The organism is uncultured Deefgea sp. (assembly GCF_947072475.1).
Classification (GTDB): domain Bacteria; phylum Pseudomonadota; class Gammaproteobacteria; order Burkholderiales; family Chitinibacteraceae; genus Deefgea.
This window is the reverse complement of the sequence record NZ_CAMTIA010000004.1, coordinates 68,633-85,863: the sequence shown is the minus strand read 5'-3', so window position 1 is coordinate 85,863 and position 17,231 is coordinate 68,633. Positions and strand designations below refer to the sequence as shown.

Genomic DNA, 17,231 nt, shown 5'->3' with positions numbered 1-17,231 from the left:
AGCGCTGACCAGCCAGTACGCCACGAAATACGCAATTACTCACCCAGCAGAGTTAAATAGTCGGTCACCCAAGCAAATCCCACTCTTTCCTGCTCCAAACGAATCTGCTTTACCAGCGCACCACTTTGATGGCTAGCACAAAGGTGCTGATAAACAGCAGTTTCTGCTGGATTCAAACGCGGCAATTCGCGCAATACGGGCGTCGACTCAACGCCCCACAACGCCTGATGCGCCAGCAGGGTCGCTTGGTCCATCAGCAGCGATTGCGCCAGCGGAAACACCGCGCGCAATTGGTCAAGAATCGCAAAACCGTGCGTATCAATATCGCCCCAGTAGTGTATTGGCTGGTCATGCAGCCAATCGGCACCTGCCAGCATGTCAAAACCATAACCCGCACCGAATATGACCATGCTACGTGCGGGTAGCGGCAAACTTAAAAAATTGATTTCATTTTCAGTGATTAACACCCGCTCAACAGCGGCATTCAGTTGCGCAAAATCAGCCTGCGTCAGCGTCACATCGGTCCCACCCAATCCCGAATCAGCCCAGCGAAAACGCACCCGCAGCGGCTTATCCAAAAAGCCATAACGCTGGCAAAATCCACTCACACCTCGAGCTGCATCATTAATATCTGTACTGGGCAGCACTAGATCAAGTAATTCAAGCAGCACACCGCGATGCGCTTCGATCAATTTGCTATGCACACCGGGCAAATCAATCTGCCGCAAGTAAATACCGGGTCGCGGATGCGCTTGCAGCCATTGCACTACAGCCAACAATAGCGACCAATCTGCCCCTAAATCCAGCAATTTCAAACTGCGTTTTTGCAACCACGGCAACAGTACAACAGACAAATGCGCAGGCATTTGCGCCAATAAAGCCTGATAACGTGTCGCTTCGCGGGTTTTGCCAATCAAAGCCAAGGCCGCCGCGAAATCATCCAGCCAAACCGCCTGCGGCAACACATTATTGCCAATGATTCGGTGCGCAATTTCGCGCATTTCCAGTCGAAAATGGCGTGACTGCTGCAAAGCAATAATCCAATCTTGCACCGCGCCAAACTGGTTCGCCAGCTCACTGCTGCTGGGGCCTTTTAGCGCAATTCGCAGCGGAAACAATGGCGCATCGCCCAGCAGGCTAGCCAATAGCTCACCTTTATCCCAACGCTTTTGCAATTGCGCTTTAATTTCTTTCTCACTGGTCCAACTCATTGCTGTTGCTTCTCTTGCTGATACTGCGTAATGCTTAAATTTCGTAAGCGCGAAGCGCGGCCTTCGTGGTTGTGCACAAAGCCAACGCAAGCGACAAAGGGCTCGATGATATGAATTTTTTGCAATGGTGTCACAATCAGCAGTTGCAAATTAAGCTGCTTAAATAGGTTTAACCCATAGCGCGCCGAATCATCCGAACCTCGGCCAAAGGCCTCATCAATCACCACAAAACGGAATGATTTCGAACGCACCGCGCCCCATTCCAAGCCAAATTGATACGCCAAACTCGCGGCCAAAATGGTGTAGGCGAGTTTCTCTTTTTGCCCGCCTGATTTACCACCCGAATCAGAATAATGTTCATGCTCGCTATCATCTTCGCGCCAGCGCTCGCTGGCCGAAAAGCCAAACCATTGCCGCACATCGCTCACTTTGGCAGTCCAGCGCTTATCCAACTCGCTTAAGCCATCCCGCCCACGAAAACGTTGGATAATCGCACTCACCTGAATGAATTTGCGTTCGGAATATTGCTCATCCTCCGATCCCGTTAACGCGCCTTCAGTGCATTCGCGCAGTTGGGTTTGAAACTCGCGTACTTCTGCATCGCCAGTGAGCTGCGCCTCCAGCACAATATAACGGCCAGGATTGTAATTAATCTGCGTCAGCGACTGATTAATCAGCGTAATGCGCTCTTTAATGGTTTCGCGTTCTTGCGCCAGTCGCGATTGAAAATTGGCCACTTCGCGAATGGTATTTTCATTGAGTAGCTGTTTGAATCGCGCTTCAAAACGTGGCAAATCATCGCTATTGAGTTGCGCCAACATTTGGGCGTATTCAGTAGCGGCCACCACACTCGCATCGACCTCTTGCGTGTCGAGTGGATAAGCTAATTTATACTCGCTCATTGCGCGCACAATTTTGCCCGCCAGCGTACTGGCATTACCACTTTTGCTATCCATTGAGGTCTGCAACACCGAACGCAGCTCAGATTCTCGCCCGTCGGAGGACTCCACCGTCAAAGCACTAGCAGGGGTATTGTCACGTAGCTCTTGTATCTTATCGAACTGAATCGTATACCCTTGATAGTCATCCGCAGCTAAAATCAGATTCACGCTTTGCAATGCGGCGCTGGCATTGCTGATTTTGACCTCAATCCCGCCGAATAATTGATGCTTGGCGGACAACGCCGTCTCGGTCTCTTTCATATCCTGATTGAGCATAACTAAGCGTTCATTCAAATAGCGCAATACATCCGATGCCGCTTCTAGCTCGGCTAACTCCGTCGCCAAAGTAGCAATCTGCGCTGCGGGAGCGCGCCAATCAAAGGCATAAAAATCATCGTACTCCACCAATTTGCTGAGCGTATCGAGCTGCTCACGCAGCGTTTTTTGCTCGGTTTGCAAGCTCGCCATGTGAGCGCCATGCTCAGCCAATTGCTGCTCCACGCGCCGTAGCTCAATGGCTAAAGCGGCAATTTTGGCGCTATTACTCCAGCCCAATACATAACGCCTTTGATCATCAATGCGGCTGCGATCATCTTTTTCATGTCGTTCGCCCGCCGATTTAATTTGCCCGGCACGGCTTAAGGCGCGGCTTTCACGCCGAAATTGCTCGGGACTGGCGCAGCAGGCCAAATCAAAACGATGCGCCACTTCACGCTCCAGCCAGTCATACAGCGGTGAATCGGGCTTGAGCGCCAATTTCTTCACCAGCGAATCGGGATGCAATAACGGCATCTCCCTGCTGGTGCTACTCCGCGCACGAAAATACACCAAGCGCCCCTTCAAGTGCGTCTGCTCAACCCACTCTACCACCTTGGTATAATGCTGCTCAGGCACAATCAGCGATAGTGCAAAACCATGCAGCACCCGCTCAATCGCGCCTTGCCAATCTTTCTCATTATCTCGCACCTGAATCAATTCACCCGCAAAGGGTATATCGCTCTCAGCCAAATCTAAAGCAGCACACAAGCGCATACGTAGCTCAATTTGCTGCATATCAATATTACTGCGCCGCGATTTCAGACTGCTAACTTCAGCCGAAAGCTCGGTGTGTTCACGCCGTAAAGCCGTAAAGCCATAATTTTTCTCGCCTAAAGCGTGCAAGATTTCATCTTCGCGCTGCTCAACCTGAGCGCGTGCCGTGAGCAGCACTTGCTGCTGCGCGACAAACATCGCTAGCGTTTCAGGCGCGGGCTGCGCTAGTTTTTGCAACAGCTCACTGTAGCGCTCGAAGCATTTTAACCGCGTGTTTTTTAGCTGTTCTTGCTGCGTGATTTCAATGCCAAGACGAGCAATCCGGTCACCGCCATTTTGCGCAATCTGCTCGCCCAGTTCGCGCTGTTGCAATAATTGCGACTCTTTTTTATCCAACAACTTGATAATTTGCTGCTGTTGCCGTTCCAAATCCTGCGCTAGCACCACGAGTCGCTGCGTGAGCAAATCGGCTTTTTTCATGGCAAAAAAAGCTTTCAGCGCTTCACGGCAAGCGCGCAAATCGCTGATTTCAGTATTTAGCCCCGCAAAACGATCGCAATCGATCATCATCGGCGCGAGCAATGCCACTTGCCGCTTGGTTTTCAATACTGCCTCGTGCGCCCGATTTAGATCGTCAAAATGCGTAATCAAGGCCGCAATCCGTGGCGCGACGTCGAAAGGCTCTAGCATATGGCTGCGAATAAAATCGGTGAGATTACCAACCGATTTCATTGATACGGTTTGATGAAATAACTCCAGCGCTTGCTCATTTTCAATGCCAAAGCGCCGCCTAAAATGCGCACCATAAGCAGAAAAGCTATCAAATAGCTCGACTCCCGTGCGGCGTAAACGCTTACGCAACTGGCTCATATCGGTGCCAAAATTGGCAAAATCTTGCGCAATACTCAGCGACTGTTCCGCCACCACAAAAAAGCGAGCGGGCTGGCTTTGCGCGTCTTTTAGCCAGAAAACCTGCGCTAAAGTCACCGTTTGATCGTACCCGGCATTGTAAAATTCGCCCAAAATCACCGAATAACTATTGGCATCGCGCAGCGCCACGGCCTTGGCGACACCCGAGTCGCTACGCTCAGATTTATAATGCCCCAGCACATACGAGCGCAAAGAGCGCTCTTTAGCATCTGCGCCAGCGGCTTTGTTGTACGCCACTCGATGCGCAGGCACCAGCAAGGTGGTCACCGCATCAACCAAGGTCGATTTTCCCGAGCCAATATCCCCGGTCAGCAGCGCATTTTGCCCATCAAGCTGCATACTCCAGACTTGCTCAGTAAACGTGCCCCAGTTATAGACTTCGATGCGCTTTAAACGAAAGCCCGACAAAGCATCGTCGCCGGTAAAATCAAAACCGTCATTATGCAAATCACTCATCGGTATTGTCTCCGACGCCAAGCTGTACATGCTCGCGATACGCAGCTAGCTTTTCGGCAAACTCGGTCAGCCACTGCGCGTCGATAAACGCTTTTAAGATCCGCCGCACTTCATACATTGGCGTGTCGCCCTTTAAAACCCGAACAAATCCCAGCTCGATCACGCGTTTCAAATGCGACTCCACTTGGTCAATCAAACGCGTGTCGTGACTACCTGCGGGCAAAAATACACGGATCAACTCCACGATCTCATCGCGCGATAACACCAAGCGCGTATCACCACCTAGCGCATCAAATTCCAGCATTTTTTTACGCAACAATGCCAACAGCAAACTCACCGGAAACGATAAAGGTCGGCGGGCCACCAAGCGTGGCAAAGCATGGCTAGTCTCATCCTCGCTCCCCGCGTGTGCGCGCAAAAATGCGTAACCTTCGGCTTCATCTAGCACCAGCGACAAGCCCAGCACGGCCATGTAATCTCGCACGCTCGCGCGTAAATCCAGCAAAGACGCCCACAGCGCCGCGTCATTTTCTTGGTATACCACGCCTTTTAACAGCCCGATTAACACCACCGACAAGGCATTATCGCGTGGTTGGGTGACGGCTTGTGCTGTTGTTTCTAACATAAATTCTCTCATCTGCCGAGGCTAATTCGTGGGTATATCAGTGCAGCTATTTATAAATAATGGCTACAAGTAAATACCAATTAAGTACTGGTGCACATTTTTATGGCAAGGCGTCCAAGCCGTACATTAGTACAACAAAGAGGCAAGACTAGATGGCCTTAAACCAAAGCTTTTGCTTTAGCCCTAGCGAACAAAAATCACGCGCGGCAACTTAGCTTGTTTGTGGAGACCATCGGGCGTAGCCCAAATCAGCGTGTCATTGATCGTATCATCGACGATGGTTTTAGGCTGTTCCCCCGCCAGCTGCAAATAGCCGATCAACTCGGCCAAACCCTGCTCTAAAGGGTAGCTACTGAGTAAGTTGCTCAGTGTAATCTGGCTAACCGATTGCAGCGCATGCCGCACATTGCGGGTCAATCGCGCTTTGTCGACCACAAATTGTCCAAATAGCGCCGATGTATCATCCATCCCTGCATCGCCCAGCTCTAATTCGGCCGAACTGAGTACCGTTTTGATTTTTGGCGTGTACAGCGCACGCTCCATCGTCAAATCAATCGCCGCCGCAGACTGTGCCACGCTGGTAAATTCCCCGACCGGCGCGCAGTCACGCACACCGAGTGCATGGCGCTCGATCCCTTGTAAAATTTCCATAATTCGGCGATTTTCCAAATACGCCTGATCATCCAGAAAACGCCGCAATTGCTGCGACAATAGCGCGACAGTGCGCTGTGTGTGCTCCCCTGCTTCCAGCCAATCATAATGCACACGTCGAGTGCGAATATCGGGCTTGAGTGCACTCACCGGTGGGAGCTGCAAAACGATATCGAGCATTTTAGTCAGCTCGTCTTGCCGCGATTGCGACATCATCAAATCCCAAAATGCCCGAAAACTTTTGCCTTGATCCGAGTCAGCAATCAAATCACGCTCGCCCATGATTTCATCCAGTAGTGCGCCCTTGCTGCCATCCCACAGCGCAATGCGCTCACGCACCCGACGATCCAAGCCACGAAAGTTATGTTCTACTTCGCGAAAATCGGCTAGCAATTCACGCGCCAAACCAGAAAACTGTTGAAAACGATCACGAATGGCGGTGTCGTCCAGTAATGGAATATGCCCACCCTGAATCCGCACAATTTCACTATCGAGCGCAGCGCGCTGCTTATAGAGCTCGGCCAAGCGCGTTTGTGGATCGGTCTCAGCCCCGGTACAAATTTGTTTTAACAAATCAAACAAGGTCAGCAGCCGTGATTCAGTACCGACAAAACTACGTTCCCCCAGGCTGGCCAGCCAAGCAATGGCTTTTTCGGTGGCGGGAGTCAGATCAAAATGCGGCTCGTCCGAGCCTGTGGGATAAAATTTACGCAGCCAAGCGGCATCGTTAGCGGCCCAATCATTGAGGTAGGCTTGCGGTAATTTGGGGTATACATCCGCGCCAAAGCGATCGCGCAGCGCATACAACTCGTCAGCCAACATTTCGAGTAAATCCGCCTGTGCAATCACTCGCACATTCGGAGTCACAAACACCCGCTGCAAAAAACTGGCAATCAGCGGCGCATTACTCGCCACCAATAAACGCCACGCTGGATGAGAGCGGCGCAACGCATCCAAGGTGGCATGATCAAGTTTCATCATCGCAGCAATCTCAATGGCATCAAGTTACTGGCAGTATACCGCTGCTAGCATGATTTAAAAAAGGCTAGCAGCAGATACCCATTAGAACTGAATCAACACTGCCGCGCCGCCACTGGGGCTGCGAGCAATTTCGACTTTGCCACCGTAAGCACCGACAATATCGGCAACAACCGCAAGGCCAATCCCTTGCCCAGCCACTTGCTCATCAAGGCGCACGCCGCGTTGCTGCGCGCGCGCGGGATCAGCAAAACCCGGGCCATCGTCGCAGATGACAATACGTAAATGCTGCGGTGTTGTACTGATGGCAATCTGAATATTTTGCGTGGCAAATTTACCGGCGTTATCCAGCACATTACCCAGCACTTCAAACGCATCACCTTCATCTAGCGGCCAAGCTACATCCGCCGCGCAATCCAGCGTAAAAGTTAAACCGCGCCCAGCGTAGACTTTCTGCATCGCCGCCAGTACGCGTTCGGCAATCGGTCTGAGCGCTATCGCCGCCGCCAATTCAACTGAGCCGCGCAGCGCGGCGCGATTGAGCTGATGCTGCACAATATGATCCATTCGCGTCACTTGCTCGTTGACGCGTTGTGCGTAATCGTCGGGCTCTGAACGCAAAATGGCTTCTGCTCGCAAAATCGCCAGCGGCGTTTTTAAGCTGTGCGCCAAATCCGCCAAAGCTTCGCGATAACGCTGCTGCCGTGCACGCTCTTGCTCGACCAAGCGATTGAGCCGCCCCGCTAATGGCGCCAGCTCTCGTGGATACTCGCCTGTAACCTCGGTTTGTTCGCCACCTTCAATGGCGGCCAGTTCGCTGTCTAAACGGCGCAGCGGCGCCAAGCCCCAGCGTAAAATCAGTATTTGCGCTAGTAATAAACACATCGCGGCCGCTGCTAAGCCACCCCAGAGTGCGTGCTGAAATTGCTCAAGTTGCTTTTGAAAATACTGCTGATCTTCCAGAACACGAAAGCGAATCGTTGGCGCAGTTTGCCCCGTGAGCCAGCGGACTTGATAGGCGATTTGCAAGAAATCACGCTGATCTAAGCGCAGCGCGTTTTGCTGCCAGACGCCAGTTGCCAGCGACAAAGGCGCTAAATTTTTGAATTGCGCTGCAGATGGCGAAACCCATTGCTCGGTTTGAGCTGGATTTTCAATAAACGCATACAAGCCAGAATTAGGAATCGAAAACAGCGGTTCAGCCAATTGCTTGGGCAATTCAAGCTGGCCTTGCGGATTTAACTCGGTCATCGCGATCAGCAAATACACCGCGCTTTGCAACCGCGCAAAATGACTGTCGCGCAGATGTTGGCTGTAAATGCCTTGCACCGCCCAGCCGGTCACACAGAAAAACGCCAGCAAAACAATGCTGGCGCCTAGATGTAGTCGATTTCGAATCGATAAATTTTTTAGCTGAATCACATGACTTCCAAAGCAAAGCGATAACCGCGTCCACGCACCGTTTCGATACTCGGCACCGCGCTATCTTGATCGAGCTTGCGGCGCAGCCGGCTGAGCAATACTTCGATCACATTACTATCGCGGTCGGCTTCGTGCGGATATAGATAATCGGCCAGCGCCAATTTACTCACCACATTCGGACGCTGGTAAATCAGGTGTTCCAATAGGCGATATTCAAATGCCGTCAAATCAATCACCCCATTAGGATTGCGCACTTGTTGACGCGCAAAATCAATTTGCAACACCCCAAAATCAAGGCCACTGGGCAAAGCATTCAGCGCGCGGCGCAGCAAGGCCATCACGCGTGCCGCCAGTTCTGGATATTCGAACGGTTTGGTCAGATAATCATCGGCGCCCGCCTCAAGACCGGTGACTTTTTCTTGCCAATGGGTACGCGCGGTCAAAATCAGAATCGGCATCGTATGCCCAGCGGCGCGCACGCGCTCAATCAATTGAATGCCGTTCAACTTGGGCAGGCCCAAATCGACAATCAGCAAGTCAAACGGATATTCGCAAGCTTGAAACAGCCCCTCCTCGCCGTCGGCCGAGGTATCCACGCGATAACCTTGTGCCGTTAAGCTAGCCGCCAGTGACTCGCGCAGCGCGGTTTCATCTTCGATCAGGAGTATGCGCATGGCTTAGCGCTGCACTGATGTATTGCTGAATCGTCATTCCCGCGCAGGCGAGAATCGAGTAATTCTGCCGGATCGCCGATAAAATCACTCAGGGATGACCAATCAATCAGTACATCCTTGGTCAACTTTGGCATTAGTAAACTTTACCCGTTGCTTCATCCACAAACACCGCGCGCACTTCGCCAGTACCAGTCAATACTTTTACCCGCCAAAGGTTTTTATCGCCTTCGACGAATTTTTCCACCGACATCACGCGGCCACCGTTGGTTTTCTTTTGTGCCAAGGCCGACGCATCATCGCGGCTCACTGCGGCATAGGCCGAGCCCGCCAATAAACATGCAGTACACAACAAGACTTTGAATAGCGCTTTCATGACTTTTTCCTTTTTACTCAACAGCAATTGTACCTGCAAGCGCAGCGATGCAGCGTGGGGATAATCACAAACCCTAATCCAATCGCATCTAATCGTCCAATTCGACCAACACCCGCACCGGCAAACGCGATCCCACGTCTCCTGGATAACGCAGCATCGTCGTCGTGTACATTTGCGAACGGTATTCATACGCCACCAGATAATCCCGCACTTGCTGACGATAATCGTTCACCGGATGGCAACGCTGTACTTCGCGATTCACGGTATTGGTTGGCGCGGTGCCGCGATACGGATCTGCCACATGATTACCGATCACCGCACCAATCAAAGTCCCCGCCACAATCGCCACATTGCGGCCACGACCTTTGCCGACTTGCGTACCAATGGCACCACCCGCTGCACCGCCAATAATGGCGCCACCATAATTCGGGCTCGTGGGCTGAGCAACGGTTTCCGTCACCCATTCAGAGCGACATTCTTGCCGAGGTTGGCCGATTGACTCATAGCGCGGCTGTACCGAGCGAATTACGGCAAAATCTCGTTGCTGCCACTTGGGCTGATGACGTTTATGCGAATCATCATCCCAATCTCGATCCGCCTGCGCCGCGCCACTCAACAGCGCCATGATAAACATAACTAACATTGATTTTTGCATGCCCAGCCTCACTTCGCGATTCACTTTTAATACCAGCTAGAATGCGCGTAGTGAGCTGAATCGATTCTGAACAAAAAATTTTTTTTGCGGACTGGCTATGTAACGATGGCTAAATGGCTACGGCACAACCATGTACTTAAGTAGTAAAAATTAAAACAGACGCAAAGACACCATCGGCCGCAGTTTTTTAAGCCCCAGCATCGTGGCACAGCATCAAACCTAAATTGCAATTTACTTAGGGTATATAGCCACAAGCATTAACAAATAATAGCCAGCAGAAAATACCCATCAATATTGCCCCCCCGATATCGATAAGCAACACACCACCATCCTGACCGCGCTGGCACAAGTGGGTAAAGAATATGATTTCAACTTTGACGTAGTGATGCGCCAACGAATTGTCTGCTCAGAACTGGTTTATGTGGTCTTCCCTGAATTGCCGTGGCCGATTTCCAAAGCGCTCGGCCGCGACACAATCAGCCCGGATAATGTCGCGCAACTGCCCCCCCTATGTTCGATCCGCTCATCCTGTACCGCGACGGCGTGGCAATCAAAGCCGACGTTAGCGAAACCTTAAGCCGCTCAATCAACCCCAAAACGATGCGCATTGCGAAACAATAATCATCTTCCGGTGCGCAAGGCTTGAGTCCGGCAGCACATCCGCCCACAATGTGACGTCTTGCTCGAAACCAGGTTCGCCATGTTTGTTGAATACCCCAATTCGCCGTATAAATTATTTCAGCCATTCCCGCCGGCAGGGGATCAACCCAAAGCCATCGAGCAACTGATCGAAGGCTTGGACGATGGGCTCAAATACCAAACTTTACTCGGCGTAACCGGTTCAGGTAAAACCTTTACCATGGCGAACGTGATTGCGCGTACTGGGCGGCCAGCGATTATTATGGCGCCCAATAAAACCCTCGCCGCACAGTTGTATTCCGAAATGCGCGAGTTTTTCCCCGAAAACGCCGTTGAATATTTCGTCTCGTATTACGACTACTATCAGCCCGAAGCCTATGTGCCCAGCCGCGATCTGTTTATCGAAAAAGACAGCGCGATTAACGAGCATATTGAGCAAATGCGGCTATCGGCCACCAAGGCGATGCTCGAGCGCCCCGATTGTATTATCGTTGCCACCGTATCGGCGATTTACGGGATTGGTGATCCATCCGATTATCACGCGATGATTTTGCATTTGTCTGAAGGCGAAAAAATCGGTCAACGCGACATCATCAAACGCCTCACCACCATGCAGTACGACCGTAATGAGATCGAGTTTGCCCGTGGGCATTTTCGCGTTCGCGGCGATGTGATTGATATTTTCCCCGCTGAAAGTGCCGATTTGGCGGTACGCATCTCGATGTTCGACGATGAAATCGAGCGCATCAGCCTGTTCGACCCGCTTACCGGTCACGTCAAACAACGCATGGGGCGCTTCACTGTATTCCCATCCAGCCATTACGTTACCCCACGCGAAAAAGTACTGGTAGCGATTGAAACCATTAAAGAAGAACTGCGTGATCGCTTAGCTTTTTATTACCAAGAACACAAACTGGTTGAAGCGCAGCGGCTTGAGCAACGCACGCGTTTTGATTTAGAAATGCTCGGCGAAATGGGTTTTTGCAAAGGCATCGAGAATTATTCACGGCATTTTTCTGGCAAACCGGCGGGCTCTGCACCACCGACTTTGCTCGACTACCTGCCGAAAGATGGCTTGATGATTTTAGACGAAAGCCATGTGATGATCGGCCAAATCGGCGCGATGTATAAGGGCGATCGTTCGCGCAAAGAAAACCTCGTCGATTACGGCTTTCGCATGCCATCGGCGCTCGACAATCGCCCGCTTAAATTTGAAGAATTTGAGCGCTTAATGCCGCAAACGATTTTTGTTTCCGCCACGCCAGCGGCGTATGAAGCCGAGCATCAAGGCCAAGTGGTCGAGCAACTGGTGCGGCCGACTGGACTAGTCGATCCGCTGATTGAAGTGCGCCCGGTGGGCACCCAAGTTGACGATTTACTATCGGAAATCAATCTGCGCACTGCGATTGGCGAGCGGGTTTTGGTCACCACACTGACTAAAAAAATGTCGGAACAACTGACTGAATATTTGGCCGAGCATGGCGTTAAAGTGCGTTATTTGCACTCGGATATTGATACCGTGGAGCGCGTTGAAATCCTGCGTGATCTGCGTCTTGGCGTGTTTGATGTGCTGATTGGGATTAACTTATTGCGTGAAGGTTTGGATATTCCCGAAGTCTCTTTAGTGGCGATTTTGGATGCCGATAAAGAAGGCTTTTTGCGTAGTGAGCGCAGCTTGATTCAAACCATCGGCCGCGCGGCGCGAAATCTAAACGGTAAAGCGATTTTATACGGCGATCGAATCACCAATTCGATGGAAAAAGCCATCGGTGAAACGCAGCGCCGCCGTGAAAAACAAATCGCCTACAACCTCGAACACGGCATCACTCCGCGCGGCGTAGTCAAACGCATTAAGGATATTATCGACGGGGTGTACAACGCCGAAGAAGCGGTCGCCGCCAGATTGGAAGAGAAAAAAACCCGTATTGTGGCTGAAATGGATCAAAAGCAATTGGCAAAAGAGCTCAAACGCTTAGAAAAAGATATGCTCAAAGCCGCACAGAATCTGGAATTTGAAAAAGCGGCGCAATTACGTGATGAACTCAAACAACTTCGCGAACGCGCTTTTGGTCACGATTAGGGTCGGTTGACGTTGGGTTTGCCAGCCGCGTTGGTGCGGCGAAAAACCAAATAGCAACCAACCATAGGGTATCTCTCTCTACTTCATGAAAACAATCAGCCAGCTAGCAATACCCCTACTCATCATGACACTCGCTGGCATCCCTTGGGCGCAAGCAGCAGATAATCAGCTCAATTCGGGCGCTTTTGGCGAGCATACGCCCGATTTTTTGCAAGCGATGAATACCGAGCAAGCATGGAAAACTTGGATCGTGACGCCGATACTTACCCACCATTTTAATCGGCAAGCGGTGATTGACGATAATCTAAATGAGCGCAATCCCGGCTTAGGCATTGAGCGCAGCAATGGGCGCTGGCACTGGATGCTCGGCGCTTACCGCAACTCAATTCGGCAAACATCGGTCTACGCTCAACTCGGTTGGACACCATTGCAGTGGCAGTTTAGCGACGCGGGCAATCTCTCTTTGGGCGCTGCCGCTGGCTTATTAACCGGCTATCACAATACCGAAAAAGGCTATCCCATCGTGCCTGCGGGTGGCTTTTTAGCTTCACTGGAAACGCCTTACCATTTTGGGGTGAATCTATTTATTGTCCCCACAGTTAAAACGTTTCAAGTCGAAGGCTTTGTTGCGCTGCAAATTAAAGCGCATTTTTAATCGGCGCTCGACGCCGACACCACCCATTCACGCAAAGCCTGATCGAGCAATTCGGGCTTGAGTGGTTTTGCCAAGAAATCATCCATCCCAGCCTCAATACAGCGCAGACGATCTTCTGCCATCGCATTGGCCGTTAAAGCAATAATCGGCAACCGGGGCTGAGACACGGTTAATTCTTGCTGACGAATGCGCCGTGTAGCTTCAAGACCATCCATTTCGGGCATTTGCATATCCATCAATACCACATCCACCGCTTGGCGCGCCAAAATCTCCAGCACCCATTGACCGTTTTCCGCGCTGATCACGGTATGGCCTTGTTTTTCTAATAAGCGCGTTGCCACCAAGCGATTGGTTGGATTGTCTTCGGCCAAGAGCACCTGCAATGGACGAATGGCTTCGAGCGGCTGTGCTTTCTCAATCACGACTTCGCTGGCTAGCGCATAAGGCCATAGCAAATCAAACTGAAACGTTGTGCCACCTTTGACATTGCCGCTGGCCACCAGCTCGCCGCCCATGCCACGCACCAAGCGCCGAGCAATGGTTAAGCCTAAACCCGTGCCGCCATAAGCCCGCGTTGACGAGCCATCGGCTTGAACAAAGGCGTCAAAAATAAACGGCAGTTGCGCAGCAGGAATACCAATACCGCTATCCATCACGGCAATTTGAACACGGCAATGAGCCGCCTCGTGCTGAGTACGCACCTGCAAAGTGACCGCACCTTGCTCGGTAAACTTCAGCGCATTCCCCAATAAATTGACCAAAACCTGCCGCAAACGCAGCGCATCGCCCAATAGCGTTAAATCGGCGTCGCCTTGGTAATCCAATCGCCACAGTAAACCTTGGCTTTTGGCGCGCAGGCAAAACATCTGCTCAATTTCGGCGAGCACCTGCGGTACATGCACGGTTTGCGCCACAATATCTAAACGATTGGCTTCAATTTTGGAGAGATCCAGCACGTCATTGACCAGCGCCAGCAGCAAATCGGCCGACTGATTAATGACATCGACTTTTTCTTGTTGCAACGGCGTTAACGGGGTTTGCGCCAATAAATGCGCCATCCCGACAATGCCATTCATCGGCGTGCGAATTTCATGGCTCACATTGGCAATAAATTCAGTCTTGGCACGATTGGCTTGCTCGGCTTGATTACGTGCTACCGCCAAATCTTCTGCCAAGCGCGTTTGCGCCAATTCCAGCTCTAAACTTTCAACAATGGTGTCGCGATAGTTTTTGGCACTTTTGAGCAAAGTGATAAACAAAAAGATAAACATAATCCCCAGCGTCATATTCATCGACGTTGGATCAAATAGTGCATTCAGCCAAATCGGCAGCGTCATAAAAAACGCATAAATCCGCATGGCATTGAGCATGGGCGACAGCACCGGCATCGAGCCGACCGTCAGCCCAGAAAAAATCAACGCGGTTAACACCGACAGCACAATCGGGCTAGACAGCATTAAATACGTGCCACCGATCGCCCATAGCACGCTGGTCATGGTCACGCCCTGCAAATGGATTTTTTGCCAATACGCATCATCGCGCTGCGCCGCATGCAGCCGATAGCGGCGAAATACCGACAAACGATACAGCGCAAAAACACCAATGCACAGCCACCACAACAGTAAAAAACCCTGTGAATGCGTATCAAAATGCAAAGCGAGTAAAGCCGTCGCCGCAACCATGCCAGCAAACTGCCCGCCAATCGCTCCGCGATAACTTAAGGCAGTAATGCGTTGTAATACCACGGCATCTGTTAAATTCATGCTGATCACCACGCCAAGGTTTAACAATAAAAAAGCGGCCGAAGGCCGCTTTGGGGTATTTTCTCAAATTACACTAACAATTGTAAGCTTAATGCAATTTAAGTCGCAATTTGTGCCATTATCATGACACTACAATTACATGGCTTCCAATACTTTAATCCCAAGTAAATTCAAACCCGTTGCCAGCACCTTGGCGGTTAAATCACACACCTTTAAGCGCGATGCATTGGTCACGCCATCTTGATTCACTGGGCAGTTCTCATAAAAGCGCGAGAACATCGTCGCCACGCTATACAAATATGCGCACAGCAAATGCGGCTGGCTGTCTTTAGCAACCGCATGCACCACATCACTAAAGCGGGCTAATTCCAGCGCCAAGGCGTGTTCCGCCGGCTCGGTTAACACAATCGCCGCGTCTTGGTCGTAGGCTTCAACTTTGCGGAAAATACTCTTCACCCGGGTATATGCATATTGCAGATACGGCGCGGTATTGCCCTCGAAACTCAACATCGAGTTCCAATTGAAGATGTAATCAGTGGTGCGGCTTTTGGATAAATCGGCGTATTTCAAAGCACCGATACCGACAGCATTGGCGATCTCGCGGCGCGTCGCTTCATCGAGATTTGGATTTTTCTCGGAAACCAAAGCAAAAGCACGTTGTTGCGCTTCGTCGAGTAAATCGACTAATTTCACTACATCGCCCGAGCGGGTTTTAAACGGCTTGCCGTCTTCGCCCATCATCGTGCCAAACGCAATGTGCTCTAGCGACACCGAGTCTGGCGCGAAATGCGCTTTTTTGGCGATGGTAAACAATTGCTGGAAATGCAGCGCTTGGCGCGCATCGACCACATACAAGCAACGATCAATTTTTAGCTCGCGAACCCGGAAACGGATCGCGCCCAAATCGGTGGTTGAATATAAAAACCCACCGTCTTTCTTCTGAATAATCGACGCTTGCGGCTCGCCGTCTTTGTTTTTGAACTCATCCAAAAACACCACTTGCGCGCCTTCGCTCTCCACCAGCAAACCTTGCTGACGTAATTCATCGACGATAATCGGCAAATCAGCGTTATAAAAACTCTCGCCGCGCACATCGCCATCATCGAGCAACACATTGAGTTTTTGGTAAACGGCATTGCAATGCGATAAAGACACTGCAACAAAGCGCGCCCACAAAGCCCGCACTTGCTCATCGCCCCCTTGCAGTTTCACCACATAATCACGCGCGGTATTGGCAAAGGTTTCGTCTTCATCAAAACGCGCTTTTGCGCGGCGATAAAAGCCCTCTAGATCTTTTAGCGCGATATCGGCATTGCCTTCTTGCTGCTGCTCGATCAAAAACGCCACCAACATCCCAAACTGCGTACCCCAGTCGCCAACGTGATTTTGCCGCGTCACATTCATGCCCACATAGGCTTGCACCCGTGCCAAAGCATCACCAATAATCGTCGAACGCAAATGACCGACGTGCATTTCTTTGGCCAAATTCACTGATGAATATTCAACCATCACGTGCTGCGCTGGGCTTTGCTCAACACCAAGATGTTCGTCTTGCAGCGCCGTCGCCACGCGATCAGCCAAAAACGCATTATCCAGTTTGATATTAATAAAGCCCGGGCCGGCGATTTCGAGCGAGCTGGCGATGCCCGCCAAATCCACCGCATCAATGATTTTTTGCGCCAATTCACGCGGATTGAGTTTGAGCACTTTGGCTGCGCCCATCACCCCATTCATTTGATAATCGCCAAACTCAGGTCGGCTGGCGGCTTGCACCAAGGGCTGTGCATCAGGCGCACCGACCGCAACCAAGGCCGCCGCAAAGCGAGCATTTAATAAAGGTAATAAAGACACAGGCAGCTCCGAAAAAAACCAACGCCGCACCAATGCTGCGACGTAAAAAATGAATTACCCGCAATTCTACGGGTGGGGGGCAAGACGGGCAAACCGAAAACCGTATTTTAATACCAAGTCGATCAATTAATTTGCCCGCCACCAGCGAGGATGATCAGCCTGCGGCCCCAAAATTGCGCCCAATTTGAAAATTGCGGCACTCAAACTAAGCAGCACCAGCCCAGCAGCAACGATACAAATCATCCACATTGCGCGAATAAAAAACAATAAAAAACGCCGACTTGAAGTCGGCGTT

Annotated in this window: 13 protein-coding genes; 3 read left to right on the top strand and 10 right to left on the bottom strand. The window is 51.2% G+C overall.

Annotated features, from left to right (window positions below; translation table 11 throughout):
- Positions 1 to 35 precede the first annotated feature (35 nt).
- The 8 genes from Q0V82_RS02735 to Q0V82_RS02700 form a co-directional block, all read right to left on the bottom strand.
- On the bottom strand, positions 36 to 1,211 hold the full coding sequence (locus tag Q0V82_RS02735) for a DUF3322 domain-containing protein (protein WP_297572441.1): 1,176 nt from the start codon (positions 1,209 to 1,211) through the stop codon (positions 36 to 38).
- Entirely contained in the window at positions 1,208 to 4,570 is a 3,363-nt protein-coding gene (locus tag Q0V82_RS02730) for an ATP-binding protein (RefSeq protein ID WP_297572439.1), read from the bottom strand. Before Q0V82_RS02730 ends, Q0V82_RS02735 begins: the two co-directional genes overlap by 4 nt.
- Positions 4,563 to 5,195, bottom strand: coding sequence for a DUF4194 domain-containing protein (locus Q0V82_RS02725; protein WP_297572437.1), 633 nt, complete (start codon positions 5,193 to 5,195; stop codon positions 4,563 to 4,565). The genes Q0V82_RS02730 and Q0V82_RS02725 overlap by 8 nt, the downstream gene beginning before the upstream one ends.
- Before the next feature lie 183 nt (positions 5,196 to 5,378).
- A complete protein-coding gene (locus Q0V82_RS02720) occupies positions 5,379 to 6,827 on the bottom strand; it encodes a DUF3375 domain-containing protein (RefSeq protein ID WP_297572436.1) in 1,449 nt (482 codons plus the stop codon).
- Between the two features lie 81 nt (positions 6,828 to 6,908).
- Positions 6,909 to 8,246, bottom strand: a complete 1,338-nt coding sequence (locus tag Q0V82_RS02715; RefSeq protein WP_297572435.1) for an ATP-binding protein — start codon at positions 8,244 to 8,246, stop codon at positions 6,909 to 6,911.
- Complete coding sequence (locus Q0V82_RS02710; protein ID WP_297572434.1) at positions 8,243 to 8,920, bottom strand: response regulator transcription factor; 678 nt, start codon at positions 8,918 to 8,920, stop codon at positions 8,243 to 8,245. The genes Q0V82_RS02715 and Q0V82_RS02710 overlap by 4 nt, the downstream gene beginning before the upstream one ends.
- Positions 8,921 to 9,053: 133 nt before the next feature.
- Positions 9,054 to 9,293, bottom strand: coding sequence for a PepSY domain-containing protein (locus tag Q0V82_RS02705; RefSeq protein WP_297572431.1), 240 nt, complete (start codon positions 9,291 to 9,293; stop codon positions 9,054 to 9,056).
- 88 nt (positions 9,294 to 9,381) lie between these two features.
- Positions 9,382 to 9,948, bottom strand: coding sequence for a glycine zipper 2TM domain-containing protein (locus tag Q0V82_RS02700; RefSeq protein ID WP_297572428.1), 567 nt, complete (start codon positions 9,946 to 9,948; stop codon positions 9,382 to 9,384).
- A 307-nt stretch (positions 9,949 to 10,255) separates the two neighbouring features.
- Between Q0V82_RS02700 and Q0V82_RS16555 the strand changes: the two genes are divergently transcribed.
- From Q0V82_RS16555 to Q0V82_RS02690, 3 genes are all read left to right on the top strand, one after another.
- On the top strand, positions 10,256 to 10,525 hold the full coding sequence (locus Q0V82_RS16555) for a YiiX/YebB-like N1pC/P60 family cysteine hydrolase (RefSeq protein ID WP_374758519.1): 270 nt from the start codon (positions 10,256 to 10,258) through the stop codon (positions 10,523 to 10,525).
- Positions 10,526 to 10,648: 123 nt separating this feature from the next.
- Positions 10,649 to 12,667, top strand: coding sequence for an excinuclease ABC subunit UvrB (gene uvrB, locus Q0V82_RS02695; protein ID WP_226764076.1), 2,019 nt, complete (start codon positions 10,649 to 10,651; stop codon positions 12,665 to 12,667).
- An 85-nt stretch (positions 12,668 to 12,752) separates the two neighbouring features.
- Positions 12,753 to 13,322, top strand: a complete 570-nt coding sequence (locus Q0V82_RS02690; RefSeq protein ID WP_297572424.1) for a hypothetical protein — start codon at positions 12,753 to 12,755, stop codon at positions 13,320 to 13,322.
- On the opposite strand, the gene Q0V82_RS02685 is transcribed toward Q0V82_RS02690, so the two are convergent.
- The gene (locus Q0V82_RS02685; RefSeq protein WP_297572421.1) at positions 13,319 to 15,085 is read right to left on the bottom strand and encodes a response regulator; all 1,767 of its coding nucleotides are present in this window, start codon (positions 15,083 to 15,085) and stop codon (positions 13,319 to 13,321) included. The two genes, Q0V82_RS02690 and Q0V82_RS02685, sit on opposite strands and share 4 nt — an antisense overlap.
- A 135-nt stretch (positions 15,086 to 15,220) precedes the next feature.
- Positions 15,221 to 16,936 carry an arginine--tRNA ligase gene (gene argS, locus Q0V82_RS02680; protein ID WP_297572418.1) on the bottom strand — a complete coding sequence of 572 codons (1,716 nt, stop codon included), beginning with the start codon at positions 16,934 to 16,936 and terminating at the stop codon, positions 15,221 to 15,223.
- Positions 16,937 to 17,231: the final 295 nt, after the last annotated feature.

Excerpts from the sequence above, each read along its gene's own strand:
- Q0V82_RS02730 (WP_297572439.1), bottom strand. The coding sequence starts at position 4,570 with ATGAGTGATTTGCATAATGACGGTTTTGATTTTACCGGCGACGATGCT.
- Q0V82_RS02725 (WP_297572437.1), bottom strand. The coding sequence starts at position 5,195 with ATGTTAGAAACAACAGCACAAGCCGTCACCCAACCACGCGATAATGCC.
- Q0V82_RS02685 (WP_297572421.1), bottom strand. The coding sequence starts at position 15,085 with ATGAATTTAACAGATGCCGTGGTATTACAACGCATTACTGCCTTAAGT.
- Q0V82_RS02700 (WP_297572428.1), bottom strand. The coding sequence starts at position 9,948 with ATGCAAAAATCAATGTTAGTTATGTTTATCATGGCGCTGTTGAGTGGC.
- uvrB (WP_226764076.1), top strand. The coding sequence starts at position 10,649 with ATGTTTGTTGAATACCCCAATTCGCCGTATAAATTATTTCAGCCATTC.
- Q0V82_RS02735 (WP_297572441.1), bottom strand. The coding sequence starts at position 1,211 with ATGAGTTGGACCAGTGAGAAAGAAATTAAAGCGCAATTGCAAAAGCGT.
- Q0V82_RS02720 (WP_297572436.1), bottom strand. The coding sequence starts at position 6,827 with ATGATGAAACTTGATCATGCCACCTTGGATGCGTTGCGCCGCTCTCAT.
- Q0V82_RS02710 (WP_297572434.1), bottom strand. The coding sequence starts at position 8,920 with ATGCGCATACTCCTGATCGAAGATGAAACCGCGCTGCGCGAGTCACTG.
- Q0V82_RS02705 (WP_297572431.1), bottom strand. The coding sequence starts at position 9,293 with ATGAAAGCGCTATTCAAAGTCTTGTTGTGTACTGCATGTTTATTGGCG.
- Q0V82_RS02690 (WP_297572424.1), top strand. The coding sequence starts at position 12,753 with ATGAAAACAATCAGCCAGCTAGCAATACCCCTACTCATCATGACACTC.